The organism is Ferrimonas lipolytica (assembly GCF_012295575.1).
In the GTDB taxonomy this organism is placed as follows: domain Bacteria; phylum Pseudomonadota; class Gammaproteobacteria; order Enterobacterales; family Shewanellaceae; genus Ferrimonas; species Ferrimonas lipolytica.
The window spans coordinates 4071463-4097087 of sequence record NZ_CP051180.1; the positions used below are offsets into that span (position 1 = coordinate 4071463).

23 protein-coding genes are annotated in these 25625 nt (G+C 52.4%); 12 read left to right on the top strand and 11 right to left on the bottom strand.

Features of this window, described 5'->3' with window-relative positions:
- The first annotated feature begins 12 nt into the window (after nt 1-12).
- The 3 genes from HER31_RS18485 to chrA all read left to right on the top strand — a co-directional run bounded on the left by HER31_RS18485 (nt 13) and on the right by chrA (nt 5418).
- Nucleotides 13-1080, top strand: coding sequence for an efflux RND transporter periplasmic adaptor subunit (locus HER31_RS18485; RefSeq protein WP_168662936.1), 1068 nt, complete (start codon nt 13-15; stop codon nt 1078-1080).
- Complete coding sequence (locus HER31_RS18490) at nt 1077-4181, top strand: efflux RND transporter permease subunit (protein ID WP_168662938.1); 3105 nt, start codon at nt 1077-1079, stop codon at nt 4179-4181. The genes HER31_RS18485 and HER31_RS18490 overlap by 4 nt, the downstream gene beginning before the upstream one ends.
- An 82-nt stretch (nt 4182-4263) precedes the next feature.
- Nucleotides 4264-5418: a chromate efflux transporter gene (gene chrA / locus HER31_RS18495; protein WP_238786862.1), complete on the top strand. Its 1155-nt coding sequence runs from the start codon at nt 4264-4266 to the stop codon at nt 5416-5418.
- A gap of 105 nt (nt 5419-5523) precedes the next feature.
- Here the strand turns inward: chrA and selD are convergent, their stop codons facing one another.
- The 10 genes from selD to HER31_RS18545 form a co-directional block, all read right to left on the bottom strand.
- Nucleotides 5524-6555 carry a selenide, water dikinase SelD gene (selD, locus tag HER31_RS18500; RefSeq protein WP_168662943.1) on the bottom strand — a complete coding sequence of 344 codons (1032 nt, stop codon included), beginning with the start codon at nt 6553-6555 and terminating at the stop codon, nt 5524-5526.
- Between the two features lie 20 nt (nt 6556-6575).
- Nucleotides 6576-6935 carry a DsrE/DsrF/TusD sulfur relay family protein gene (locus tag HER31_RS18505; RefSeq protein WP_168662945.1) on the bottom strand — a complete coding sequence of 120 codons (360 nt, stop codon included), beginning with the start codon at nt 6933-6935 and terminating at the stop codon, nt 6576-6578.
- A gap of 43 nt (nt 6936-6978) precedes the next feature.
- Nucleotides 6979-7752 carry an energy-coupling factor ABC transporter ATP-binding protein gene (locus HER31_RS18510; protein WP_168662947.1) on the bottom strand — a complete coding sequence of 258 codons (774 nt, stop codon included), beginning with the start codon at nt 7750-7752 and terminating at the stop codon, nt 6979-6981.
- A complete protein-coding gene (locus tag HER31_RS18515) occupies nt 7739-8566 on the bottom strand; it encodes an ATP-binding cassette domain-containing protein (protein ID WP_168662949.1) in 828 nt (275 codons plus the stop codon). Before HER31_RS18515 ends, HER31_RS18510 begins: the two co-directional genes overlap by 14 nt.
- A complete protein-coding gene (locus tag HER31_RS18520) occupies nt 8557-9261 on the bottom strand; it encodes a CbiQ family ECF transporter T component (protein WP_168662951.1) in 705 nt (234 codons plus the stop codon). The genes HER31_RS18515 and HER31_RS18520 overlap by 10 nt, the downstream gene beginning before the upstream one ends.
- 1 nt (nt 9262) lies before the next feature.
- On the bottom strand, nt 9263-9847 hold the full coding sequence (locus tag HER31_RS18525) for an ECF transporter S component (protein WP_238786863.1): 585 nt from the start codon (nt 9845-9847) through the stop codon (nt 9263-9265).
- A 2-nt stretch (nt 9848-9849) separates the two neighbouring features.
- Nucleotides 9850-10305 (bottom strand): PPC domain-containing DNA-binding protein, encoded by a 456-nt coding sequence (locus HER31_RS18530; RefSeq protein WP_168662953.1) that lies wholly within the window; start codon nt 10303-10305, stop codon nt 9850-9852.
- Nucleotides 10306-10472: 167 nt separating this feature from the next.
- Nucleotides 10473-11477: a hydrogenase expression/formation protein HypE gene (gene hypE / locus HER31_RS18535; protein ID WP_168662955.1), complete on the bottom strand. Its 1005-nt coding sequence runs from the start codon at nt 11475-11477 to the stop codon at nt 10473-10475.
- Nucleotides 11474-12607, bottom strand: a complete 1134-nt coding sequence (gene hypD / locus HER31_RS18540) for a hydrogenase formation protein HypD (protein WP_168662957.1) — start codon at nt 12605-12607, stop codon at nt 11474-11476. The genes hypE and hypD overlap by 4 nt, the downstream gene beginning before the upstream one ends.
- On the bottom strand, nt 12597-12830 hold the full coding sequence (locus tag HER31_RS18545; RefSeq protein WP_168662959.1) for a HypC/HybG/HupF family hydrogenase formation chaperone: 234 nt from the start codon (nt 12828-12830) through the stop codon (nt 12597-12599). The genes hypD and HER31_RS18545 overlap by 11 nt, the downstream gene beginning before the upstream one ends.
- A gap of 468 nt (nt 12831-13298) precedes the next feature.
- Between HER31_RS18545 and HER31_RS18550 the strand changes: the two genes are divergently transcribed.
- Nucleotides 13299-15482: a M3 family metallopeptidase gene (locus HER31_RS18550; protein WP_168662961.1), complete on the top strand. Its 2184-nt coding sequence runs from the start codon at nt 13299-13301 to the stop codon at nt 15480-15482.
- A gap of 185 nt (nt 15483-15667) precedes the next feature.
- On the opposite strand, the gene HER31_RS18555 is transcribed toward HER31_RS18550, so the two are convergent.
- The gene (locus tag HER31_RS18555; RefSeq protein WP_168662962.1) at nt 15668-16591 is read right to left on the bottom strand and encodes a LysR family transcriptional regulator; all 924 of its coding nucleotides are present in this window, start codon (nt 16589-16591) and stop codon (nt 15668-15670) included.
- A 100-nt stretch (nt 16592-16691) separates the two neighbouring features.
- Between HER31_RS18555 and HER31_RS18560 the strand changes: the two genes are divergently transcribed.
- From HER31_RS18560 to HER31_RS18595, 8 genes are all read left to right on the top strand, one after another.
- Nucleotides 16692-17912: an acyl-CoA dehydrogenase family protein gene (locus tag HER31_RS18560; RefSeq protein ID WP_168662964.1), complete on the top strand. Its 1221-nt coding sequence runs from the start codon at nt 16692-16694 to the stop codon at nt 17910-17912.
- A gap of 122 nt (nt 17913-18034) precedes the next feature.
- Entirely contained in the window at nt 18035-18847 is an 813-nt protein-coding gene (locus HER31_RS18565) for an SDR family oxidoreductase (protein WP_168662966.1), read from the top strand.
- Complete coding sequence (locus HER31_RS18570; protein ID WP_168662967.1) at nt 18844-19920, top strand: phosphotransferase family protein; 1077 nt, start codon at nt 18844-18846, stop codon at nt 19918-19920. Before HER31_RS18565 ends, HER31_RS18570 begins: the two co-directional genes overlap by 4 nt.
- Entirely contained in the window at nt 19917-20606 is a 690-nt protein-coding gene (locus HER31_RS18575) for a histidine phosphatase family protein (protein ID WP_168662969.1), read from the top strand. The genes HER31_RS18570 and HER31_RS18575 overlap by 4 nt, the downstream gene beginning before the upstream one ends.
- Nucleotides 20607-20611: 5 nt before the next feature.
- Nucleotides 20612-21364: an SDR family oxidoreductase gene (locus HER31_RS18580; protein ID WP_168662971.1), complete on the top strand. Its 753-nt coding sequence runs from the start codon at nt 20612-20614 to the stop codon at nt 21362-21364.
- A gap of 624 nt (nt 21365-21988) precedes the next feature.
- Nucleotides 21989-24274, top strand: a complete 2286-nt coding sequence (locus tag HER31_RS18585) for a patatin-like phospholipase family protein (RefSeq protein ID WP_168662973.1) — start codon at nt 21989-21991, stop codon at nt 24272-24274.
- A 10-nt stretch (nt 24275-24284) separates the two neighbouring features.
- Nucleotides 24285-25115: an MOSC domain-containing protein gene (locus HER31_RS18590; protein ID WP_168662975.1), complete on the top strand. Its 831-nt coding sequence runs from the start codon at nt 24285-24287 to the stop codon at nt 25113-25115.
- Nucleotides 25106-25513, top strand: a complete 408-nt coding sequence (locus tag HER31_RS18595; protein WP_168662977.1) for a hypothetical protein — start codon at nt 25106-25108, stop codon at nt 25511-25513. The genes HER31_RS18590 and HER31_RS18595 overlap by 10 nt, the downstream gene beginning before the upstream one ends.
- Nucleotides 25514-25625: the final 112 nt, after the last annotated feature.

Genomic DNA, 25625 nt, shown 5'->3' on the forward strand with positions numbered 1-25625 from the left:
GGAGTGGTTGTAATGTCCCGAAACCCGATTGTGGTTGCCATGCTGATCAGTGTGGCATTGGTATTGTGGTTGGCCTCTGGCGTAGTGTGGCCAAGCGAGGATGAATCCGCTGATAAGGCAACCATTGCCGCGGTAAAAGAGCCGGTTGAGGTAATGGCAAAGTTGATGCAAGCGCAGCCAATCCAGCGCGAGGTCAACCTGTATGGACGCACCGCTCCGGATCGCATGGCGACGCTTAGAGCAGAGGTACGTGGACGCATTACTGCCATCTTGGCTGAGCGCGGTAGTGCCGTCGTAGCTGGGCAACCGTTAGTTAAACTGCACCAACGGGATTTACCGCAGCAACTGGCCCGTGCACAAACTACCTTGCAACAGCAAACTCTCGACTTCAATGGGGCGCAAAAGCTCGCCAAGCAAGGCTTGCAAGGCGAGTTACAACTGGCACAAGCCAAAGCTGGGTTAGCCAGCGCCGAAGCGGAAGTGGCGCGGTTACAATTAGAGATCGACCATACCATCATCCGTGCGCCGTTTACTGGAGTGCTTAACGAGCGATACGTTGAGATAGGCGATTACTTAGGCGTGAGTGATCCAGTGGCAATGGTGGCGGATCTGGATCCCTTGGTAGTCAATGCTGAGGTGACTGAGGTTGATGTAGTGGCGCTAAGTACTGGCCAACAAGCGACGGCCAACTTTATTGGCGACGCCAGTTCCAGTGGTACCTTGCGTTATATTTCATCAATGTCGAGCGAAGGTACTAACACCTTCCGTATTGAAGTCGCGTTACCCAACCCAAATGGCAAACTGCGGGCAGGTAAAAGCGCCGAGCTGGTTTTGCCGCTGGAACAGCGCAACGCCATCTACATCACTCCGGCGTTGTTGGCGTTGGATGAGCAGGGTCATCTTGGGGTAAAGGCGGTCGAACAGGGCCACGTTAAGTTCTATCCCATCGAGATGGTCAAAGCCGACGGCGATGGTGTCTGGACCGGCGGTGTGCCCGACGAGATTACCGTTATCACTGTTGGTCAGGCGTTTGTGCGCGATGGCGATCCAGTTCAGGTGTCGCTGGAGTCGCAACCATGAGTGCGATTATTCAAGCGCTGTTGAGTCGCAGCCGCAGTGTGTTGATGGTCTTCATGCTGCTGTTGATCTCCGGCACCGTTACCTACCTCAACATTCCCAAAGAATCTGAACCCGACATTACCATTCCGGTGATCTACGTTTCCATTAGTCACGATGGGATCTCACCGGAAGACGCCGAGCGCATGTTGATCCGGCCGATGGAGCAGGAGTTACGCAGCATCGAGGGAATCGATGAGTTGCGTTCCACCGCATCGGAAGGGCACGCCAGTATCGTGATGGAGTTCGATGCTGGTTTTGATCCTCGGGTGGCGCTAGCCAGTGTTCGCGACAAAGTCACCTTAGCGCGGGCTAAGTTGCCAGCGGATACCGAAGAGCCAACCGTTAATGAAGTAACCATGGCCGGAGAGAATCCGGTAATAACGGTAACCCTGTCTGGGCCGTTATCGGAACGATCATTGGTGCAGATCGCCCGTCGCTTGCAAGATGCGTTTGAAGCCTTACCGCAGGTGTTGGAAGTTGAGATCGGCGGCGATCGCGATGAACTGCTGGAGATCATTGTTGATCCGCTGCTACTGGAGAGCTATCAGCTGTCGGTTGGCGACATCGTTACCTTGGTTGCCCGCTCTAACCGGTTGGTACCGGCGGGCACCATGGACACCGGCGAAGGCCGCTTTGCGGTGAAGTTACCGTCGGTATTTGAAAGCATTAAAGATGTGCTCGATCTGCCAGTGAAGGTACAGGGCGATCAAGTGGTTACCATTGGCGATCTGGCTACGGTTCGTCGTGGCTTTAAGGATCCGCAATCTTACGCCCGCTTGAATCAACAACCGGCATTGTCGCTTGAAGTAAAGAAGCGTCCGGGTAAGAACATTATCGAAACGGTGCAGTTGGTGCGTGGCATTGTTGAGCAGAGCCAACCACAGTGGCCTAACGGTTTAGAGGTAACCTTTACCGGCGATCGCAGCGAAGAGATCGAAGAGATGTTGTTGGATCTGCAAAATAACGTCTTGTCGGCGATCATCTTGGTTACCATCGTGGTGGTGGCGGCACTGGGACTGCGCAGTGCCGGTTTAGTCGGGGTTGCGATCCCCGGTTCATTTCTCACAGGGATCCTGTTGCTTGGAAGCATGGGGCTTACCGTCAATATGGTGGTGCTATTTGCGTTGATTATGGCGGTCGGCATGTTGGTGGATGGTGCGATCGTAGTGACCGAATTTGCCGATCGACGCATGACCGAGGGCGCCGATAAACGCACCGCTTATAGCGAAGCAGCACAGCGGATGGCGTGGCCGATCATCGCCTCAACCGCAACCACCTTAGCCGCCTTTGCTCCGCTGCTGTTCTGGCCGGGGATCATGGGCGAGTTTATGAAATATATGCCACTCACCTTGATAGCGACCCTTAGTGCGTCACTGTTGATGGCATTGATCTTTGTGCCGACGCTTGGCTCTTTGTTTGGTAAACCTTTGCCATTAAGCGCTAAAACTAGGGCGGCGATGGCACAAGCACAAAGCGGTGATTTAACCAAGTTGCCGGGTTTTAGCGGCCATTATGTGCGCCAGTTGCAGCGAGCCATTGTGCACCCTTGGAAGGTCTTAATGCTGATGTTGGCAGTGGTGGTGGTGATCATCACCGCTTATGTGGTTAACAATGCGGGCACTGAGTTCTTCCCTGAAGTAGAGCCTGATGGACTTAATCTTTATGTCCGTGGCTATGGCGATCTGTCGATCACTGAGAAAGACGAGCTGATGAAAAAGGTGGAGCAGCGGATCGGTGATATGGAGGAGTTAGAAACGCTTTACAGTCGCAGTGGTGGCACCGATCAAATCGGCTATGCGCGTTTGAATCTGATCGATTGGCAACAGCGAGTCAGTGCGGACGATGTCGTGGCTAAGGTACGCCAGCGCTTGGACGATCTAAAAGGGATCGAGCTGGAGGTACGCCGTGATCAAAATGGTCCGTCTGGCGGCAAACCGTTCCAGTTGCAGCTCTCGTCTAAGTTGCCTGTGGCTCTTAATGATGCGATCGATAAGATCCGCTCAGAGCTCGACGCCGATCCGAATTTCATTAACGTTACCGATAACGGCACCAAGCCAGGGATCGAGTGGCAGCTGCTGGTTGATCGAACCAAGGCGGCTCGGTTCGGTGCTGATGCAACCCTAGTTGGTAGTACCGTTCAGTTGGTAACTTCAGGCTTAAAGCTGGGGGAGTATCGGCCGGACGATGCCGATGATGAGCTGGATATCCGTGCTCGCTTCCCTGCCGATAAACGCCATATTCTGCGATTGGATCAGCTGCGGATAAACACCAGCTATGGCCAGGTTCCGGTAGGCAACTTTATGGAGCGCCAACCTGCACCGAAGGTGGATAGTATTCGCCGGGTTGATGGCCGTCGAGTGATGACCATAGAAGCCGATCTGGCTCCCGGTGTCCAGTTAGCGCAGGTGCTACCGGCACTGCAAGCGAAACTGCCGGATCTTAACTTGGATCCTTCAGTGCAGTTCAGTTTCCGTGGTGAGAAAGAGGATCAGCAAGAATCGCAAACCTTCTTGGTGAACGCCTTTTTGATCGCGTTGTGCGTTATGGCGATCATCTTGGTCACTCAGTTTAATTCGATCTTCCAAGCGTTTTTGATTCTCACCGCAGTGATGCTGTCGATCGCAGGGGTACTGCTTGGGTTAATGGTGACTAACCAGCCATTTGGTATTGTCATGTGTGGCCTTGGGGTAATTGCATTGGCAGGGATCGTCGTAAACAACAACATCGTTTTGATCGATACCTATAACGTATTGCTCAAGCAGGGCATGACGCCAGCCGAAGCGATCGTCCGGACTGGAGCGCAGCGACTGCGGCCGGTGATGTTGACCACCATCACCACAATTCTTGGGTTAATGCCGATGGTGTTGCAGGTTAATATCGATCTCTTCAACCGCGCGATAACCGTGGGAGCACCATCAACTCAATGGTGGTCGCAACTGGCCACAACCGTTGCTGGCGGGCTAGCTTTTGCCACCTTCTTAACGTTGTTATTGACGCCAAGTTTATTGGCTCTGCGGGCGGGAAAGGGTTTGCATCAACGACCAACCCTTACCACTACTTAGATTATTTACAGCAGTGGCAACAGCCTAAAACTGTCATCGAACCTTGATAGGCTGTTGCCTCTATTGCATGGGGTAACAATCGATGCCAATGAGCAATCCGTTGCAGATCTTTTATCAGTTCCTCAAGCTAGGCTTACTCTCTTTTGGTGGCCCAGCGGCGCACTTGGGCTATTTTCAGCGACACTTTGTCTCTGAACTGCGCTGGGTAAAGCAGGGACAATACAGTCAACTGGTGGCACTTAGTCAGTTGTTGCCCGGCCCAGGCAGCAGCCAAGTTGGGTTTGCTATTGGTTACTTAAGGGGGGGCTTAGCTGGCGGTATCGCCGCCTTTGTGGGTTTTACCCTGCCGTCATTCATTATCATGCTCAGCTTGGCGTTGGGCTATGGCCAATGGCAGTCGTGGCCAATGGCTGACTCGATAATCAGCGGCTTAAAGCTGGTGGCATTGGTGGTGGTTGCTGACGCAGTCTGGCAGATGAGTAAGCAGTTTTGTCGTGATAGTGCCATGTGGTTACTTGCGGCACTGGCCGCAGCAGTGATGTTAGTGGTGCCCGATGTTGGTGCTCAAATGGCAGTATTGCTCGCCGCGGCGTGTTGGGGCTGGTGGTCTGGCCGCAATCAGGCGGATGAATTAGTCACCTCACCGTTGTCATTGAACTGGCCGGCATTAGCAACGTTGTTGGCGTTGACGCTGTATATTCTCTGGCCAAGTGAAACGGCGCTGGGGCTGTTGATGGCTGATTTTTATCAAGCTGGCGCCTTGGTGTTCGGTGGCGGCCATGTGGTGCTGCCACTGTTACAACAATTTGCTGGCGATAGCCTTAGCAGTAGTGAATTTCTTAGTGGCTATGCTGCGGCTCAAGCGGTACCGGGGCCGATGTTTACCGTGGCCACTTACTTAGGTGCCATGAGTTTGCCCGATGATGCTGTGATGGCGGCTGGCGCGACGACCATCGCTATCTTCCTGCCAGGGTTGTTGTTGATGTGGCTGTGCATCAACAGTTGGCAAGCGTTGGCACAGCGGCCGCAGGTAGCAGCGATTGTTGCCGCACTTAACGCTGCCGTTGTTGGCCTGTTATTTAGCGCGCTGTATCAGCCGGTGTTTACTAGTGCCGTTGGTCAGCCAAGGGATGTTGCTATCGCCTTGGTCGCAATGGTGTTATTGCGTCAATTCCGTTGGCCGTTGCTAGCGGTTATCACTTTGGTGTTAGGGATATTCCTGCTGCTGGCGCTGTAATCGGCAGAGCCGAAGGCTTGATATAAACTTCAACACTTAACTACGACACAGCCAAAAAAAACGCCACCAGCATGAGCCGATGGCGGTTTTTTAGTGTGCGGTCAATCAGCTTAAGCTGACGCGTGTTTCACCGCTGCGCTTAGCTAAGGTGCCGATAGGTTGAATGGCAATACCTGCCGCCGCTAAGGTTTGCTCTACTTCCGCTTTAGCGTCGTCAGCCACCGCAACCAATAGGCCACCTGAGGTTTGAGGATCGCAGAGAATGGTGCGCTGCTGATCGGTTAGCTGTGGCAGTTTGTGGCCGTAGCTATCGAAATTACGTCCGCTACCTCCAGGGATACAACCTTGCTCTAGGTAGTTGCTTACCTGTGGAAGCAAAGGTAACGACTCAAAGTTAATGGCCGCCTGTAAGCCGGCGCCATCACACACTTCAATTAGGTGACCAGCTAAGCCGAAACCGGTGACATCGGTAATGGCATGAACACCACTAATTTTGGCCAATTCAATGCCAATTTTGTTGAGCTGACACATCGCTTCAACCGCAATTTCGCTGTGCTCTGGCTGCAGTTTCTTCTGTTTCTGCGCGGTAGTTAAAATGCCGATGCCCAGAGGCTTAGTTAGGTACAGGGTATCGCCCGCTTTGGCTTGGTCGTTACGTTTCAATTGCTCCAGAGGCACCGAACCGGTTACCGCTAGGCCAAAGATCGGTTCTGGACTATCGATGGAGTGGCCACCGGCCAAGATGATGCCCGCATCACGACAGGCAGCACGGCCACCTTCAATCACTTGCTGGCCCACTTCCGGTGGCAGCTTGGCAATTGGCCAACCAAAGATCGCAATCGCCATCATCGGCTTGCCACCCATGGCGTACACGTCACTGATGGCGTTGGTGGCGGCAATGCGGCCAAAGGTAAAGGGATCATCGACGATTGGCATAAAGAAGTCGGTGGTGCTGATGATCCCGGTATGATCGTCCAGCGCATAGACGGCGGCGTCATCACGGCTAGCGTTACCCACAATCAGACGCTTATCGTCCAGTTCCGGCAGGCTAGATTGCAACATGGTGTCGAGCACCTTAGGAGAGATCTTGCAGCCGCAGCCAGCGCCGTGACTGTATTCCGTTAGTTTAATAGTCATCTGATATCCAAAATTCCGCTTTAAATGTGAATCACTTTATCGCTGTCTAGGGTCCACTGGGTTAACTCAACTAGGGTAGCTACCTCAACTCCGTCGATACAACGCTCAGGGGTTATGCCCCGTGCTTCAACACAGGTTTTACACATATGGATGCTTACCCCTTGGGCCAGCAAAATCTCCAACATCTGGCCAATGTGCACACTGAAATCTGGGGTCTTTTGCTGCGACAGCGCCGCGGTGACCGCATCAGACATCAGAAACAATCGTTGTGTTACCGGTGTGGTGCTATGTTCTTCCATCGCGATGGCCATGCGCAGCGCATTGTAGAGCTTCTCGCTGCCATAAGGACCATCGTGCGCAACTAAAAGAATGGAGGTCATGTGCTACCTATCTGGTTAAAAAGAACCGAGTGCATTGGCACTATCAGTCCTTGTGGTTATTAGTTCTATCAAGCCCAAGCTGATGCCGCAATGACCATAATGATGGTGACGGAAGTTCAGTGCAGGCTTGTAGTGCAGGATGTGACAGAGTCTGCACTGGCGTGCCATCGGCAGTAATTTTTCCCTGCTGCAGATGCAATACTCGGTCGCAATTTCGAGCTACAAACTCTAAGTCATGGCTGATGTTGATTATCGTGGTGCCACGCTGTCGTTGCTCGGCCAGGAACTGTTCTAGCAAGGCTAGATTATGACGATCAAAGTCGCGGCTTGGTTCGTCCAACAACAGTATTGCTGGCTGTGCCACCGCGATACTGGCAAGAGTCACCATACGGCGCTTACCTGCATCAAGATCGAGTGGGTGGCATTGTGCATACTGAGTTAGCTCAAGCTGCGCTAGGATGTCGCTGCGATGGCGCTCTATCTTACTTTGAGGCCAACCTAGCTGCTTCATTACCAAGTTAACTTCGTTATCTACTCGGCTGTGCAACAGTTGGTTTTCTGGCTCTTGAAACAGTATGCCAATTAAGCCGCAGCGCTGTTGCGCGGGGATCTTATCAATAGCTTGCTGCTGCCATAAAACGTGGCCACGCCGAGGCTGGAGTAACCCAGCTATCAGTTTAATTAGGGTTGACTTACCGGCACCGTTATCACCGACTAAGCCGACATGTTGACCCGGTTTGATGGTTAACTTCGGCAGGTGCAAACAGTCGTTCTCGCAGTCTGGCCAACTGAATCGTAGCGGCTCAAGTTGTAGCATCTGGATGCTCCTTAAACCATTGCAGCAGCTGTCGGTCGGTTAGTGGAAGCCCTTTGCTGTCGCTCGATTCGTCTGTGGCGATGTTGGCTGCCAATGCTTGCCAAGCATCGCTGCACAGCAGCTGTTGCAACATCAGTGGCAGTTGTGATTGTGGCGAACCATAACCTGCGACCGTGCCGCCGTTGAGCACCAAGGCCTGATCAATCCACTCTACACTTGGTTGCAACGTGGTCTCGGCCAGCACAACCGTCAGTTGATGTTGCTGACTGTACTGCTTCAACTGCTGTAACAACTGCTGGTGGGCGAGGGGGGTTAATCGAGAAAAGGCCTGATCTAGGATCAGCAAGTCCGGTTGCATCGCTAGGGCACAGGCTAAACCTACCCGCTGTGCTTCGCCGCCGGAAAGTGTGGCTGGATGACGTGCAGCCAGATGACTACTGCCGGTTAGCTGCAACATCGTTTCAATCCGTTGCTCAACCTCAGTAACACTTAGGTTGAGATTGTCCGGGCCGAAGCCAATCTCATCGGCTACGGTGTAAACGCAACCAGACCACTGCGGGCTGGCTTGCACCAGTTGTACCTTCAATGGTGGGGTTTGCGGTGCCAACAGATCTTCATCGTGCCAATGCAGTTGGCCGTAACTGGACATTGGTGTCAGTTGTGGGACCCAGCCAGCCAGTGCTTGGCTTAATAGCGATTTGCCGGAGCCGTTGCCACCGGCGAGCAGCAGCCACTGTCCGGTAGCAAGGTGCAGATCGACTGGGCCGATATTAACCGCGCCAACCAGTTGCAGTTGCTGTGCGATTAACGCCATAACAGTGCTCCTAGTAGTTGCAGTAGCATCACCACCGCAATGCCCCAACGGAGTTGTTGTTGCCAGATTGGATCTAAGGGGGCGTTACGGCGAGTGCGCTGGGCTTGATGGCGAAAGCCACGCATCTCCAGCATTGCACCTTGCTGTCCTACCCCTTGTAGCAGGCTATTGAGCAGCGGCATAAGTAACGCCGGCGCCGCCTTGCTACGTTGCCATAGTGTACCGTCCAACGGCACACCACGGGCAAGCTGAGCTTGGCGGATCTGTGCTATCTGGCGCTTGATCGGATCGAGCAACAGTAGTGGTCCAGCAAGAAGGTAGCTCAAGGATAGCGGTAACCGGCTGGCAAACAGTGCGGCGATTAGTCGTGGCAATGGGCAGTAGCTAAACCACAGCTGTGCCACCACTAAACTGGTGGCGATCCGCAGCCATAAAGTGGTGGCAGGCCACGGCCAGTGCCAGCTCTCAATAGTGCCGAAGCAATAGGCTAGGATCTGACTGTGGATCAACCACAAACCTAGCGCCAGCGGCAGCAGCAGTTGCAGCAACCAGCTTAGGCGTTGACGTCCGTCAGGGTTGCCAAATAGTGCCAGCATTGGCAATGCCAATGCCAACAGCGACGCCGGGCCAAGCGGCAGCATAAAGGCGCTGACGCTGTACCAAAGCCATAGAATAAAGCCGGTAAATGGGTGCAACTTAGCTCACCGCAGCTGCATCATCGAATTGATTCCGGCTGCGCTGTGGTAAGCGGCGCACTAGCTGCCAAGCAATCAAACAAGCAATGATCTTATCCGCTAAATTGGCGCCAATAACGGTCAGGGCAACTGATTGCAGCAAACCGTCGCCAACGGCGGTGAAGTAGGCGACGATAAAGTCGGCCCCACTACCGGTTGCACCACCAAACAGGTAAGCACGAATTGGCGCCGCCACTAGGGTCAGTGCTAAGGCAATTAACACACCACTGAGCAGTACCTTAGGGAACGACTTAAAGCCGCCGCGTTGGGCGCATAAACCCGCAACTAAGCCAATAACGCCAGCAACCGGCGCGAAGGCGGCTGCAACTGGGCCACTGATCAAACCCCAAATGAGGTTGGTAGTTAAGCCCGTGCACAGTGCAGCCCAAGGTCCAGCAAGCAGCGCCACGATGATGGAACCGATGGAGTCCATAAACAACGGTAGCTTTAGCATTGAGTTGAGTTCACCGCCACTCATGTTGATGGCTATGCCCACAACCATCAGGCTTAGGGTGCGGTTGTTAAAACGGTATTTAGATGGAGTCACTATCAAACCCTTGAATCGGTATTTAGTTTGGAGGTGGAAAGCTCTGGATACCCAGAGAGATGGCAATGGCGTCGTTCAAACTTGAGCGCCGGTAGGATCCCAATCACCAACTCTAAGGTGGTACGTACGACGCAACCGGACAGTACGTGGCCGCCAACCATCTGCCCTTGGGCGTTACTCAGGCTAATGTGCAGGTGGCTGCAATCGGCATCGAGGGTGCCACTGAGGGCATGGACCTCAAACGGTTCCGTCAACACACAACCCTCAGGCTGAGCTGCGAAGCGCAGATTGGCAACACTAAGGCTGCCGACGGCAGAGGCGATAAATGCGGCGCCAACCTGTTGTTGTTGCAGCCAAGCATCGAGTTGCTGCAATAGCTCCTGACCAGGCAACAACCGCAATACTGCATATTGCACATCACTGGTTAGTGTTTGGTTCGGATTGAGTGGGGTGCTCATAGTGATGCTCCGCTGTCCGGCTAAAAGAGCGGGGTACCATACAGGAATTGGGTGACGATTAGCGTCGACGAGTGCACATTTGCATGATTTTTGTGCGCAATAATGGCCTGTTTGAGGGAGATTGCCCCAGCTAGCTGCAACTGGGGCGAGTGTTATTCTGTTTGCCGTTAGCAGATCCGTGGCAGCAGTTCGCCTTTCGGCAGCTCCATATAACGCTTAGATCCCCACGGGCTGGTCTGCACTACTTTACCGGCGTACTCGTTGCACACCTTGCCGATCACGGTAGCGGTTGACTGGAACTGCTGCAGGATGGCCACTGCTTGTTCGGCCTGTTCCGCAGCAACCGCTACAACGAAGGTGCCTTCGTTAGCCAGTTCTGCGGGTTCGAAGCCAAACAATTCGCACAAACCTTGTACCGCAGGATCAATCGGCAGCGCTTGTTCCGCTACCTCAATGCCCAGCTCGCGTGCCTCAGCCCACTCATTTAATACCGCGGCTAGGCCGCCACGAGTAGCGTCGCGCATCGCTTTGGTGTCGATGCCTGCATCCAATAGAGCCTTTACTGCTGGCCATAGCGTATCGCAATCTGACTGCAGCTCGGTGTCGAGTTCAAGCCCTTCGCGGCTTGCTAAGATACAGGCGCCGTGAGCACCGATATCACGGGAAACGATGATAGCATCGCCAGCCTCGAGCCGTTTCCATGATGGTGCCGCTATGCACGTACCTACACCCGAGGTGTTGATGAATAAGCCATCGGCAGCGCCCTTTGGCACAACTTTGGTGTCGCCGCAGACGATCTTAGCGCCAGACTTGGCCAGCTCTGCCGCCATCGATTGCACTAGGCTTTCCAGTTCAGCAAACTCCAAGCCCTCTTCGATGATGAAACCACAGGAGAGGTACTGCGGAATCGCGCCAGCCATGGCCAGATCGTTAACGGTGCCAGCAATGGCAATCTTGCCTAAGTCGCCGCCATTAAAGTGACGGGGTGATACCGTAAAACTGTCGGTAGTAAAGGCTACCGGACCATCAAACTGCAACCGTGCTGCGTCTTCGTCGCGGACTAAGATATCGTTTTCAAAGTGCTTGAAGAACACCTTACGGATGAGGTTGTTCATCTCCACGCCGCCACCGCCGTGGCTAAGTTCGACGCGGCGTTTCTTTAATTCGTTCATAGGCTGACTCCAGCGTATTTGTAGTGCGCGTGACAAGCGCCTTCGGAGCTAACCATACAGCTGCCCATTGGGGTTTGTGGGGTGCAACCGCGGCCGAACACCTTGCACTGTTGCGGCGTTTTAATGCCTTTAAGGATCTCACCGCACATGCAGGCTTTGTGATCGTCAACCGGATCTGTAGGCAGGATCTGGGCGTATTTAAGTTCGGCGTTGCGATGGTTGAACTGCGGTTTCAGCCGTAATGCGGAGGCGGGGATGTCACCTAAACCACGCCAACGGAAGGCGTCTGCTAATTCGAAGTAATCAGCTACTAACTGCTGCGCTTTGAGATTACCGTCGTGACTCACCGAGCGCCGGTATTGGATCTCAAGTTTGGCTTCGCCTGCAATCGCTTGCTGTACTAGCATCAACACTCCTTCGAGGATATCGACTGGCTCAAAACCAGTAACAACCAGGGGAGTTTGGTAGTTGTCGACGGCGGCTTGATAGATCTTGGCACCAGTAATAACCGAAACGTGGGATGGGCCGATAAAGGCGTTAATCGTGGCTTCACCGCCAGCCATCACCGCATCGATTGCTGGCGGAACCAACACATGGTTGACGTGTAATAGCAGATTATCTAACTCCATCGCTTCTGCTTGTTGCACTAGCACCGCACTCATTGGAGTAGTGGTTTCAAAACCGATGGCAAAGAATACTACGGTTTTGTCTGGATTCTGTTGTGCCAGTACTAGCGCATCGAGGGGATCATATAGGGCGCGAATGTCTGCGCCTTGGGCTCGTAGCTTGGCCAAACTGGTGTCTGAGCCGGGAACGCGGATCATATCGCCTAAGGTGGCGAGGATAACATCTGGCTGTTGGGCGAGGGCGATCGCTTGATCGATGCGCTCTTTCGGCATGATACATACTGGGCAACCCGGGCCATGAACAAAGTCGATGTTATCTGGCAGCAATTGGTGCAAGCCAAATTTCATAATGGAGTGGGTGTGGCCGCCGCACACCTCCATGATACGCAGTGGCTCAGGCAGTTGTGGTGCTATCTGGGCGATCTTAGCCAACAACATCTTGATGGTGTCGGGATCGCGAAAACCGTTGTATAGCTGCTCTAGGGTGATGCCATTAGCAGCCATTAGCCAGCTCCATCTGCTTCAGTAAAGCTAAGTTCTCGATAGCGGTTTTATGGTCAATTTTGTTCATCGCAAACCCAACATGCAATAGCACGTAGTCGCCGATTTCAAGCGGCTCAGCAATCAAGTGGGTGCTGACTTTGCGTTTGACCCCCATGGTATCGACAGTGACGCTGTCTTCGTTGGGATGAAGCTCAGTTACCTGAGAGGGGATGGAGAGGCACATGATGACGGTTCCTTTAGTCAACGCTCTCGGCAACGATAATAACAGCGCGTTATTTGGTGCCGAGAAAGCGGGTCGCCTGAGTACTGAATCGTAACAATCTGCGACAGCCGTTAGCGCAACTAAGGCTGTCGTGAGGACGACTAATTCAATTGGTGTTGTTGTGGTAGCAAAATCAAAATTATCCAGCAACCACCCAAGCTAGGATTTGCCAACTGAGCCACTTTTTAGGCCGAAGTAGCCATTATTTACTTACAAAATGGACATCTAGAGGTGGGTTTTACAGTCGCTACAGAGGGGGTTTTGCGTAATGCATACACCATCGGTATGGTGATTGGTTGTGTACTGGAGGTACACACTTTGTTACTAAGCTATTGCAGTCTAAGCGAGGTAATTCAGTAAGCTAGACCGATTCAATGTCGGTGGCGCATGCACTGCGCTGTAGCTAAATCAATCCCAAGGAGCAACAGGATGTTTACCAAGCCTCTGATTGCCGTCAGCGTAGTGCTGGCGTTGAGTGCCTGTTCCGGTCTGGACGACCACGCCATAGAAAAGAGTACGATGACAGAGTCCATTATTAACGTTGATGTTGCCGAAGTTGCAGCGTTACCCGAAGCCAATGCGTTAAAGCACCCAAGTGTATTGCCTTACCAGTTGCCGCCGTTTGATAAGATTAACGATGCGGATGTGGAAGCGGCCATTATGGCGGGCATGGTGGAGATGCTGGCGCAGGTCAATGCCATCGCAAACAACCCCGCACCAGCGACCTTCGACAACACATTGGTGCCACTAGAGCAAAGCGGAGCTTTGTATCAGCGTGGGTTATCCATTTTGTTCAACCTTGGTAGCTCTAATGGCACCCCAGAGCGGTTGGCGCTCATGGCTAAGATCAGCCCGTTGGTTAGTCAGCAGCAAGACAACATCTACTTAAACGCCAAACTGTACCAACGCTTCACTGAGGTAAAGGCAAGTCGTGATAGTGCCAACCTGAATCCAGAGCAAAAGCGTCTAATTGATGTCTACCAGCAACAGTTTGATCAAGCCGGTGCCAGCTTAACGCAAGCACAGCAAACCGAAGTCCGTAAGCTGAATACCCGTTTATCGGAACTGACCACTGAGTTTGGTCAGAATGTATTGCAAGCCAGCCAAGCCGATGCGGTCTTGGTGGAGGATGCGGCTGAGCTGAGTGGCCTTAGTGAGGTGGAGATCGGCAGCGCTAAAATGGCCGCCGAGAAAGCCGGGTACAGTGACGGTTATCTACTGACCTTGGTTAACACCACTCGCCAGTCTTACCTGACTAATCTGCACAGCCGTGAACTGCGCCAACAGGTGTGGCAAGCGTCTGCCAACCGTGCCAATCATGGCAAGTTTGATAATACCCCAGTGGCGCTAGAGATCGCTAAGTTACGTGCCCAGAAAGCGGCTCTGTTTGGTTATGCAACGTGGGCGGATTATCAGCTTAAAACCCAGATGGCACAAAGCTCTGATACGGTATTTGATCTATTAGGATCGATGGTGCCGAAGGTGGTGATCAACGCTGATACCGAAGCGAAGCAGATCAAAGCGTTGATGGCGCAGCAGGGGATTAAGCACGAGCTGCAACCTTGGGACTGGTTCTACTATGGTGAACAAGTTCGGCAGCAGAAATACCAGCTGGATCCGGCTGAGGTGGCACAATACCTGCCGTTTGACCGAGTACTGCACGACGGCGTTTTCTACGCCATGGAGCGCCAGTTTGGTATCACCTTTAAGGCTCGCCCGGATCTACCGACTTACCATGAAGATGTTGATGCCTACGAGATCTTCGATGCTGATGGCTCATCCATGGGCTTGTTCCTTGCCGACTACTTTGCCCGTGAAGGTAAGCGCGGTGGTGCTTGGATGAACGCCTTTGTTACCCAGTCGCATCTGCTCGGTACTAAGCCGGTTATCTTCAACGTGATGAACATCCCCAAGGCGGCGGAAGGTCAACCGCAGCTGGTATCGTTTGATGAAGCCACTACCATGTTCCATGAGTTTGGACATGGCGTGCATGGGCTGTTTTCTGATGTGACCTACCCAAGCCTAGCGGGAACCTCGGTATCCCGTGACTTTGTTGAGTTTCCATCAACCTTCCAAGAGGATTGGGCATCCCATCCTGATGTAATCAGCAATTACGCCAAGCACTACCAAACCGGTGAGCCGATCCCAGCTGATTTGCTGCAAAAAGTATTGGCTGCGGGTAAGTTTAACCAAGGTTTTGATACCCTTGAGTATCTCTCTTCAGCTTTGCTGGATATGGAGTGGCACAGTGTCAGTGGTGATGTTGCAATCAGTGATATTGAAGCCTTTGAAAAGGAAGCATTAGCTAAGCACGGTATTAACGTAGCGGCGATTCCACCACGTTATAAGTCTAGCTATTTCAGCCACATTTTTGCTGGTGGCTACAGTGCGGGTTACTACGCCTACATGTGGAGTGAGATCCTTGCCGCTGATGCCTTTGCCTACATCCGTGAGCACGGCGGCTTAAGCCGAGAGCAGGGGGAAAAGTTCCGCAAGGAGATTCTATCGATGGGTAACAGTCAGGATCTGATGGAAACCTATAAAGGCTTCCGTGGCAGTGAGCCGACAACAGAAGCGCTGTTGATCCGCCGTGGCATCAACCTAAGCAAGTAATGGCTGTGTAGCAATTAACTGTTGTTCTTTCTAATACAGTTAAAGCACCGGAATCGGTGAAGCCGAAGGCTTAAGATAAACTTCAACAGCTAACTACGACAGAGCCCAAGTAATCTGCTTTCCGCCATGCTAAAGCCAACACCTAGGTGTTGGCTTTTTTGTTGTTACTGGAAACGTGCCGGTTGCTATAGCGAGACGTCAGTAGCCTGCGCGGTCTCTACTGCAAAAACCTGATTAAGCTGGCCAATAAGCCACTGTAAGGCCGGATCGTTCTCCCGGCTTTGATGCCAGTAGAGGTGAATGCTGATGTGACTGGTAGTGAATGGTAGCGGCCAGATCTGCATATCATCGCAGTTGTGTGCCAGCGCAATGCTACTGGGTAAGGTAACCAATAACTCCGACTGGGCTGCTAATGCCAAAGCCGATTGGTAGCTTTGGCATCGCACCGCCACTTGACGGCTCAAGCCCCGCTTATCCAGCGCGTATTCTTCCAATACTCGGCCAGATGGCCGACTAGAAACCTCGATGTGTTTGGCCTGTTGGTACTGCTTTAGGTTGAGCTGTTCTAACTGGTCATTGCTGGCCACCACCAGTTGATCATCCATTAGTGGGTGATGGGCAATGCCGCTTGGGGTCAGTGCCTGAATATCGATGATTAGATCCAACTGCCGATGTACCAGTAAGCGCTCCATCTGATCACGGCTAAAGCGACGGCTGGTGAGGCGGCAGTGGGGTGCATGCTGTTGCAATACATCGCATACCTGCGGCAATAACAGTGATTCTAGCGCCTCGGATATCCCTAGCTGAAAGTGCTGCTCCGCCGATACCGGTTCAAACTTGCCCCAACTTTGTAGTAGCTGTCGTAATTGCGCCAAGGTAGCCAACAACTGCGGTGCCATCCGCTGGCAGCTTGGGGTTGGCACCATCTGCTGACCTCGGCGCTCAAACAGTGGCTCGCCCATGCGCTCTCGTAGTCGCTTTAAGGCGTGGCTTACCGCCGAAGGGGTAACGTGTAACACCTCGCCAGCGCGACTAATACTCTGCTCGGTGTAGATCGCTTCAAACACTTTCAACAAATTAAAATCGAGCTGTTCCGGTAACCGATCCATGGTGAATTTCACTCATTTTGTTGTTTGAATTGTTTTCGTTTCATTCACAAAGGTAATTGTCTTAGGGTGGTCTGTAAAGTGTTAACAAGGTGATAACTACATGGATTTTACTCACAGCGCCAAAAGCCTCGAACTGCAGCAACGGATGCAGCAGTTTATTGCTGACAACCTCGACCCGTTCGAGCAGGAATACTTTCAGCTGAACGAACAGTTAAACCCCGACACTAACTGGCGCAACTGGCAGGTGGTTCCCGAGACCGAAGCCCTTAAGGCCAAAGCCAAAGCTGCAGGGTTGTGGAATCTATTTCTACCTGATGCCGAGTTAGGAGCTGGTTTATCGGTATTGGAGTACGCGCCATTGGCGGAGCTAACCGGTCGGTCGTTGCTCTATCCAGAGGTGTTTAACTGTAATGCGCCGGACACCGGCAATATGGAAGTGCTGTATCACTTTGGTAACGAGCAACAAAAAGCTAAGTGGTTAACGCCACTGCTGGCCGGTGAGATCCGCTCGGTGTTCTTTATGACCGAGCCCGGCGTCGCCTCGTCCGATGCCACTAATATGGCGGCCACCATCACCGAAGATGGTGACGATCTTATCCTTAACGGTCGCAAGTGGTGGAGCTCTGGGGTTGGCCATCCAAACTGTAAGGTTGGGGTGTTTATGGGGCTGTCGAATCCAGACAACCCTAAGCATCAGCAGCACTCGATGGTGTTGGTGGAGCTGGATACGCCGGGGATCACCATTGAACGAATGCTAACCGCCGCCGGTGAAAGCGATGCGCCTTATGGCCATGGCGAAGTGAATTTCGACAATGTGCGGGTGCCGAAGACCAATCTGATTCAAAAACTCGGCGATGGTTTTGCCATCGCACAAGGGCGTTTAGGGCCAGGCCGAATCCATCACTGCATGCGCTGCATTGGCGCGGCGGAGCGAGTACTGGAAATGGGGATCAAGCGGGCTATGAGCCGCAGTGCATTTGGCCGACCAATCATCGAACTTGGTGGCAATCGAGAACGCATTGCTGACGCACGTTTAGCTATTGATCAAGCTCGTTTACTGACTTACTTCGCCGCGTGGAAGGTCGATAACGTCGGGGTCAAGCAGGCGATGACAGAGATCTCGGCCATCAAGGTGGCTGCGCCAAACATGCTGCAAGATATTGTCGATATGGTGATGCAGTTGCACGGTGGGGCCGGTATGGGACCAGATTTTGGCCTAATGCGTTTTTACGCGCAGGCCCGCAGTTTGCGTTTGGCCGACGGCCCTGATGAAGTACACAAAGGCATGTTGTCCCGCCTTGAACTTCGAAAATACAAGTAACGCCAGCAACAGTCAGCATTCAATCGAATAGCGGTTTATCGGTGTGATTGAAAATTTTCAAGTAATTGCCTATTGAGTGAAAAATAGGCAATGTGGATTTTAGTTAAATTAGGGACAACGACATGAGCAAGCGGATTGTTATTACTGGGGCAGCGTCTGGACTGGGGCTGGCATTGGCACTTAATTACGCCAAGCAGGGTTGTAAAATCGCGGTAGCTGATCGCCAAGATGGTGCGGATGCGGTGCGACAGATAGAAGCCGCTGGCGGTGAAGCCTTCTTCCAGCAATGCGATGTCACCGACGACACATCTATGAACGCATTGGCCACTGCCGTTGAACAACGCTGGGGTGGTGTTGATGTGCTGGTTGCCAATGCCGGTGTTGCGACCGGCGGCGCCATCGAAGATGAATCGATGGAAGACTGGAATTGGGTTACCCAGATTAACGTATTAGGGGTGGTGCGTACCTGCAAGGTGTTCTTGCCGCTGCTGCGTCAGGGCAGTCAGATCCTCTGTACCGCATCCGCTGCAGGCTTGGTGGGGATGCCACGTATGGGCAGCTACTGTGCCGGTAAGTCTGCGGTAGTTTCCTTCGCTGAATCGATGGCGATAGAGCTGGCACCAAGAGGCATTCACGTGTCCTGGGCCTGTCCGGAGTTCTTTAAAACCAACCTCGATAAAAGCATCCGCTCTAACGATCCTGAAATGAAAGAGTTTGTTACCAAGCTACTGAACAAATCTGGCTTTAGTGCCGAAGAGATCGCTGCCACCTTAATCACCAGTATGGACCGCGGTGAGCATCAAATTGTGACTCATAAGTCGACCCGTCAGGTGGTTATGTTGCAACGGATTCTTGGTAAGCAGCGGTACATCAAGATGATGATCAAAAAGATGGCCAAATTTGGCGTTTTAAAATCGAAGAAGCAGGCCGCATGAGTGATCTCAACCCCGGTGGTCATGTTCGCTCAGGTGAAGAGCTGCCGTTAGAACAACTGTTGCCATGGCTTGCTGCCAATTGCCCGCAACTGCAAGGCAAACCCAATATTACCCAATACAGCGGTGGCGCTTCTAACTGGACCTACTGCCTCGATTTTGGTGATACCGAGGTTATCTTGCGCCGCGCCCCTGCTGGTAAAAAAGCCAAGGGTGCTCATGATATGGCGCGGGAGCACAATATTCAGCAGGCGCTGCAGCCGCATTTTCCACTGGTTCCCAATATGCTGGCGCTGTGCCAAGACGAAGAGATTATGGGCAGCGACTTTTACCTGATGGAGAAGGTCGACGGCTTTATTCCTCGGCGCAACCTGCCGCGTTCACTCAATCTCAATAGCAGCCAAACCAATGCCTTGTGTAAGAGCGCTATCGATACCCTTATCCAATTACATCAGGTTGATATTAACGCCACAGGCTTGGCCAGCATCGGTAAGGGCGAGGGCTACATTGAACGGCAGATTTTAGGCTGGAATAAGCGCTACCGGAACGCCAAAACTTGGAACGTTGGTAGCGGCATTAGCATCATGAATTGGCTTGAAGCCAACATGCCCAAGACCGAGCGACAGGCACTTATTCACAACGACTACCGCTTGGATAACTTGGTACTGGATCCACAGCAACCAGACCAAGTGTTGGCGGTATTGGACTGGGAGATGGCCACTATTGGCGACCCGTTGATGGATTTAGGTAACAGCCTCGCCTACTGGGTGCAAGCGGACGATGACCCAGTGATGCGCGGCAATCGTCGTCAACCAACCAGTGCCCCAGGCATGCTGACTCGAGCTCAGGTGATTGACTATTACTGCCAACAAGCGCAGATCGATTGCGATGATTTTACCTTCTATGAGGTCTATGGCTTGTTCCGCCTAACCGGGATTGTGCAACAGCTCTACCATCGCTATCACACCAAACAAACACGCAATCCGGCCTTTAAAAACATGTGGTTGTTCTCTAACTATTTGCTGTGGCGCTGCCAGCGACTGATCAAGGCCAGTGGCCGTAGGAGCGCTGCATGAGTGTGATTACGTTGATCCGCCATGGTCAGGCTTCATTTGGCCAAGCTCACTACGATCGGCTTTCTGATTTGGGGCAACGTCAAGCCAGTTTGCTTGGGCCAGATCTCGTTGAGCGAGGCTTGATACCGGTGCGTGTCTTTGCTGGCTCGATGGAGCGGCAGCAACATACGGCTCAACTGGCACTGGCTGCTGCTGGGCTTGAACTTGAGGTAGAGACCGACCCCGGCTGGAATGAGTTTGATCACGAACAGGTGTTGCAAGCGTTTCGTCCTGAATTTTCCAGCAACACAGCTATCAAGGCGTTTGCCGCGCAACAACAGAACCCGCAACGATTCCTGATGGAGCAAACCTACCAAGCCTTTTCTCGCTGGCAGTCGGGTCAACACGATCATGACTATCACGAGCCGTGGCAGCAGTTTAGTGTACGTGTCGGCGCCGCGTTAGCGCGTGCAGAGCAGTTGGCTCGGGATAAACAACGAGTGTGGGTGGTGAGCTCTGGCGGTGCCATTAGTGTCGTAGCGCAACAGCTAATGGGTTTTGATAACGCCCAAGCGTTGAAACTCAATTGGCATCTAGTGAATGCCGGTGTTAGCAAGATTTTGGCGAGCAAGGATGGTTTGCGATTGTCGAGTTTGAATGATCACGCCCTGTTCGATAAAGACAATGAATTAGTGACTTATCGGTGAACATCATGGAAAGAAAGAACATCTTAATTACCGGAGCCTCCTCTGGTTTAGGGCTAGAGATGGCCAAGCAGTTTGCGGCGAAGGGACGAAACTTAGCATTATGTGCTCGACGAGTTGAACGGCTAGAGGCGGTTAAGGCGCAGCTCGAGCAGAATTACCCCGATATCAAGGTGGTGATCAAGTCGTTGGATGTGAATGACCACGATCAAGTGTTTGAGGTGTTTCGCGCCTTTAATGCCGAGTTTGAAGGTGGTTTGGATCGCGTCATTGTTAATGCCGGGATGGGCAAGGGCGCCTCGTTGGGAACAGGCTATTTCAAGGCCAATAAAGAGACCGCCATTACCAACTTTGTCTCAGCCATTGCTCAATGCGAAGCCGCATTGGAGATATTCCGAGCCAAAGACGATGGTCATCTGGTCAACATCTCATCGATGAGTGCGGTACGTGGTTTCCGACGTGCCCTAACCGTCTATGCAGCTTCAAAAGCGGCGTTGTCCAATCTGACCGAAGGGATCCGGGTGGATCTACTAGGTACCAACATCAAAGCCAGCTGCATCCATCCAGGGTTTATTCGTAGCGAGATCAACGAGAAGGTTGAAAAAGTACCGTTTATGGTTGATACCGATGTTGGCGTAGCCGCGATGATCCGTGCCATTGAAGCGGAAAAGACTAACGCCTTTGTACCATCGTGGCCATGGGCTTACATGCGCCACTTGATGAAGTGGGCACCGATTAAATACCTCCGTGCGATGAGCTGAACAGGGCGGAATATTGGTTAGATTTAGACACTGAAGGCGCGTTAAGCGCCTTTTTTGTGGTTGTGTCGTAGTTAGCTGTTGAAGCTTATCTTAAGCCTTCGGCTTCACCGATTTTGGTACTTTTAGGGGACAATGTCGGGTTGGCGACGGCATATTCTTGTATGCAATTCTTGTATGCATTAGCGGGGAGCTTCGCCCCCTTTGCAATCCCCCCTTGCCTTAGGTCGCAGTCCAAGACGCTTCGCTGCACTGCTCCAATGCGGCAGAAGGTAACGGCAGTAGTGCTTTACCCTTTGTATCAAAACTCACCTAGCCGGTGCTTTAACAGCATTGGCAAGAACAACACTTAATTGGTACACAGCCTTTTTATTGCGTGCTTTTTACTCGTGTCGTGGTTGTGGCAGCGATTATGTGCAGCAGCGAATGCACTATCTTCAACATAATGAATACTATCCATTATTGCTGCAGGAACATGCTGATATACTGATTAAAATTTAAAAGCCTCAATGTTTGAGTCGATAGGTAATTGCGCTTATTTGGCGAAAACGTTGTTGTCGGCGCGCCAACCGCATACGCTGGCTTATAGTGCTGTCGGGCAAGCTCATCGTGGCTAGGGGACGTTTGATGTTAGGGATAAATATGACCAAGGTGATGCAATGGCTGTGGTTGCCGCTGTGCGTATTCGCAGCAACCGTGAATGCGGCTGAACAACCGCCACAGCCAGAACGGTTAAAAGTTGGGGTGGCACTGTCCGGTGGTGGTGCCAAAGGCGCCGCTCACGTGGGTATTTTGCGGGTATTGGAGCAAAACAATATCCCTGTGGATTACATCGCCGGTACCTCAATGGGCGCCTATGTTGCTGGCCTTTATGCGTTGGGCTACAGCCCTGACGAGATTGAAACCACCTTAAGTACCCTTGACTTCACCGCCGGTTACTCCGACAAAATCCCTCGTAAAGCATTGAACTTTCGCGACCGTAGCCACGTTGATGAATATCCAATTGAGATGAAGGTTGGCTTCGAAGACACCAAACTTAAGTTTGCCAAAGGCGCATTGGATGGACAGAGCATGTCATCGCTGCTGCGTCGTTCTATCGGTTCTGTGTCTCACATCGACGACTTTGACCAACTGCCGGTGCCGCTGCGAACCGTCGCTACCGATCTTAGTGACCGCTCCGAGGTGGTGATTAGTGGCGGTGACATGGTGTCGGCGATGCAAGCCAGTATGGCGGTGCCGGGTGCATTGGCGCCGGTACAACGAGATGGCCGCTTATTGGTTGATGGCGGTTTGGTTAACAATATGCCGGTAAGTGTGGTTCGCGATATGGGCGCCGATGTGGTTATCGCCGTTGATATTGGCTCGCCGCTAAAGGCGGAGGATGATCTCAACTCGGTATTTGATGTACTGGATCAGCTCTCCGGTTACCTCACCAATATGTCTCGTGATCAACAAATCGCTCTGATGCAGCCGCAGGATGTCTTGGTGATCCCAGATATCACCGGGGTTAATACCGGCGATTTTAAGCTGATGCCAGACATGATCCCCCGTGGTGAAGAGGCGATGCGGAGCAAGGTGCGCGATTTGCAAAACTACGCCCTCAGCGAGGCAGATTTTAAACAGCATCAACAACGGATTCGAGCCGGCCATCAACGCCTCCTCGGTGAGCAAACACAACTGGTGAAGATCACCGTCGACAACAACTCATGGGTTAAGGACGCAGTAATCCATGAAGCACTTAATCTTTATGTTGGGCCGGTGCCAACTAACGATGAGATCGATGCAGCTGTGGCGCGGATCTACGCCATTAACGAATTCTCTCGGGTCGATGCTGAGCTGATGGAAGTAGCGGAAGGGCGTGAGCTGGTTATTACGACTCGTAGCAAGGATTGGGGTCCCAATGTGTTCGATTTGGGGATCCGCATGGAAGACAACTTTGACGATGCCAGTGAGTGGGAGGTCGGCATTGCGTTGACCATTAACAACGTAGGTCCGTTTGATGGCCAATGGCGCAACACCTTAGATCTTGGTACCCGTCGTCGCCTGAAGACGGAATACTATCAACCACTGGATGATCTGCGTCTGTTTTATGGTATCGGTAGCTTTGAGTTTGAACAGCGGGACTGGAACGCCTTCAGTAGCGATGGTTCAGTGCGCCTGAATGAGATTGAGCAACGTCGTTTCACTTCGCGAATTGGTCTTGGTTGGAACTTCCGTCGCTCTGCTCAGTTAGAGATTGCCTATCAATATGAAGATGGTGTGTTTGAAGATCAGATATCTTCAAATATATCGAAACAAAAGACCGACTATTGGACCCGCGGTTTTGATGTCAGCTTTGGTTACGATCAGCTCGATCAACGTCATTTCCCAACCGAAGGTCGCCGTTGGATCATGAGGGCGCAACAGGTGGTGGGTGGCAACAGTGGTGCAGTGATTGATTTCAGCGATAATGAGTTGAGTGATTCGAGCGACTACTGGGTTTATAGCGCCAATTGGACCGCCGCTGAACACATTGGTAAACACAACTTCTTTGCCCATGTTGACGGTGAAGTAGCGACTGAAGACACCTCCAGCCTGAATCGTTTCACCACCTTGGGCGGTTTCTTTAATCTTTCCGGCTTCTATCGTGATTCGCTCTATGGCAACCACAAGGTGATGGCGGGTATTGGCTACCACTATGATCTGGGGATTAGCTCAGCCACCGGAGACAGCCCGCTTTCTATCGGCTTCTCCGCCGAGGCGGGCAACGTTTGGTTAGTCAAAGATGATATCGATGCGGACGATCTGATTTACGGCGGTAGTGTCTTTATGGGGGCAGATACTAGTATCGGTAATGTTTCCCTTGGCATCGGTTATAACGATCGCCATGAAAGCAGCCTATACATCGTGATTGGCCAACCATTTAAGGATTAATAGACAGGTTATGAGTACCGTTACCGAGTTATGGGTCTATCCAGTCAAAGGGTTAGCTGGTATTTCAGTGCAACAGGCTGAGCTTACCCCAACTGGATTGCAATACGACCGTCATTGGATGGTGGTGGATGAGTCCGGCCGATTTATGACGCAGCGTCAGTTGCCGCAGATGGCCACCATCAAAACCGAACTAACGGCAACGGAGTTAGTGCTCAGCCATCCGTCCCAGCCTGAGCCGTTGCGCTTGCCGTTGCAGCCAACGTCAGCAACCTTGACCGAGGTGAAGGTGTGGCAAAGCAAGCTACCGGCAGCGCTACTAGCCGGAGCCGGTCAATGGCTCACCGATACTCTACAGAGCCGTAAAACCCTGCAGTTGGTGCGCTTTGCTGAGCAACAAATACGGGAGGTTAGCGGCACACATCTTCACTGTGGAGAACGAAGCCATACCCATTTTGCCGATGGTTTTCCCCTGCTGCTGTGTAACCAAGAAACGTTAACGCAGCTCAACGATGCATTAATAGCGAAGCAGCAGCAGCCGGTACCGATGACGCGCTTTCGTGGCAACATTATTGTTGATCAATGTGGTGGCTCGATGCAGGAGTTGAATGACATGCAACTTGGGGGGGAACAGGTGCAGATTGCCACCCGCAAGCCATGTGAACGCTGTCCAGTTACCCGGGTTGACCAACTAACCGGTGAACGGCCTCATGCCAAAGAGCCGTTGCCAACCTTGGTGGAGATTAATCCGCTAACCAATCAGCCAGGGGCCTTTTTCGGCGGTAACGCTATCGTTCTGCAAACTGGGACCATTCGTGTTGGCGAAACGTTGGTATGCAGCTAGTTAAGCGCGGCTCATTCGCTTCGCTACTGGCTGTTACTGTGCTTGCTGGTTGCGCCGGTTTAGCCAGTACTGGTGCGCCCAAGACGCCTTCGCTGGCGTTTGACGCGGCGGATATTGCGCTTGCCAATGGCGCCACCATCGCTGATCGCAGCCACCCTGCAACGGTTATGTTGCACTTTGCAGAGCAGCCTTTTAATCGGGCGAATTTACTCCATAACGCACATACCAGTATTACCGTTACGAGCCAGCCAGAAGCCTTTAATCGCGCTGAAGTTGAGATGACCCAAAGTGGCTTTTTAGATGATTCGCTGCTCAGTCGCCGTTATCAGGCCACGCTTAGTCGCAATGGCCAGCAGTGGTTTATTGATGCAGTAAGTATTAGCCGCCAGTTGCGTTAGGGTTATTGGCTTAACCTCTATCAATCTGGTTAGTTTCGTTTGCACAGCCTTAAAGTCACCTAATTGTTTTGCTTAGCCGTGACTGTTAGGTTGATTGCTCTAAAACAGCAAA

Bases quoted from the DNA above. Each gene is read 5' to 3' on its own strand.
- HER31_RS18580 (WP_168662971.1), top strand. From the start codon at position 20,612: ATGGAAAGAAAGAACATCTTAATTACCGGAGCCTCCTCTGGTTTAGGG.
- hypE (WP_168662955.1), bottom strand. From the start codon at position 11,477: ATGAACGAATTAAAGAAACGCCGCGTCGAACTTAGCCACGGCGGTGGC.
- HER31_RS18570 (WP_168662967.1), top strand. From the start codon at position 18,844: ATGAGTGATCTCAACCCCGGTGGTCATGTTCGCTCAGGTGAAGAGCTG.
- HER31_RS18575 (WP_168662969.1), top strand. From the start codon at position 19,917: ATGAGTGTGATTACGTTGATCCGCCATGGTCAGGCTTCATTTGGCCAA.
- chrA (WP_238786862.1), top strand. From the start codon at position 4,264: ATGCCAATGAGCAATCCGTTGCAGATCTTTTATCAGTTCCTCAAGCTA.
- HER31_RS18490 (WP_168662938.1), top strand. From the start codon at position 1,077: ATGAGTGCGATTATTCAAGCGCTGTTGAGTCGCAGCCGCAGTGTGTTG.
- HER31_RS18545 (WP_168662959.1), bottom strand. From the start codon at position 12,830: ATGTGCCTCTCCATCCCCTCTCAGGTAACTGAGCTTCATCCCAACGAA.
- HER31_RS18595 (WP_168662977.1), top strand. From the start codon at position 25,106: ATGCAGCTAGTTAAGCGCGGCTCATTCGCTTCGCTACTGGCTGTTACT.
- HER31_RS18565 (WP_168662966.1), top strand. From the start codon at position 18,035: ATGAGCAAGCGGATTGTTATTACTGGGGCAGCGTCTGGACTGGGGCTG.
- HER31_RS18530 (WP_168662953.1), bottom strand. From the start codon at position 10,305: ATGAGCACCCCACTCAATCCGAACCAAACACTAACCAGTGATGTGCAA.
- HER31_RS18590 (WP_168662975.1), top strand. From the start codon at position 24,285: ATGAGTACCGTTACCGAGTTATGGGTCTATCCAGTCAAAGGGTTAGCT.
- HER31_RS18560 (WP_168662964.1), top strand. From the start codon at position 16,692: ATGGATTTTACTCACAGCGCCAAAAGCCTCGAACTGCAGCAACGGATG.
- HER31_RS18510 (WP_168662947.1), bottom strand. From the start codon at position 7,752: ATGCTACAACTTGAGCCGCTACGATTCAGTTGGCCAGACTGCGAGAAC.
- HER31_RS18485 (WP_168662936.1), top strand. From the start codon at position 13: ATGTCCCGAAACCCGATTGTGGTTGCCATGCTGATCAGTGTGGCATTG.
- HER31_RS18505 (WP_168662945.1), bottom strand. From the start codon at position 6,935: ATGACCTCCATTCTTTTAGTTGCGCACGATGGTCCTTATGGCAGCGAG.
- HER31_RS18585 (WP_168662973.1), top strand. From the start codon at position 21,989: ATGTTAGGGATAAATATGACCAAGGTGATGCAATGGCTGTGGTTGCCG.
- selD (WP_168662943.1), bottom strand. From the start codon at position 6,555: ATGACTATTAAACTAACGGAATACAGTCACGGCGCTGGCTGCGGCTGC.
- HER31_RS18515 (WP_168662949.1), bottom strand. From the start codon at position 8,566: ATGGCGTTAATCGCACAGCAACTGCAACTGGTTGGCGCGGTTAATATC.
- HER31_RS18555 (WP_168662962.1), bottom strand. From the start codon at position 16,591: ATGGATCGGTTACCGGAACAGCTCGATTTTAATTTGTTGAAAGTGTTT.
- hypD (WP_168662957.1), bottom strand. From the start codon at position 12,607: ATGGCTGCTAATGGCATCACCCTAGAGCAGCTATACAACGGTTTTCGC.
- HER31_RS18550 (WP_168662961.1), top strand. From the start codon at position 13,299: ATGTTTACCAAGCCTCTGATTGCCGTCAGCGTAGTGCTGGCGTTGAGT.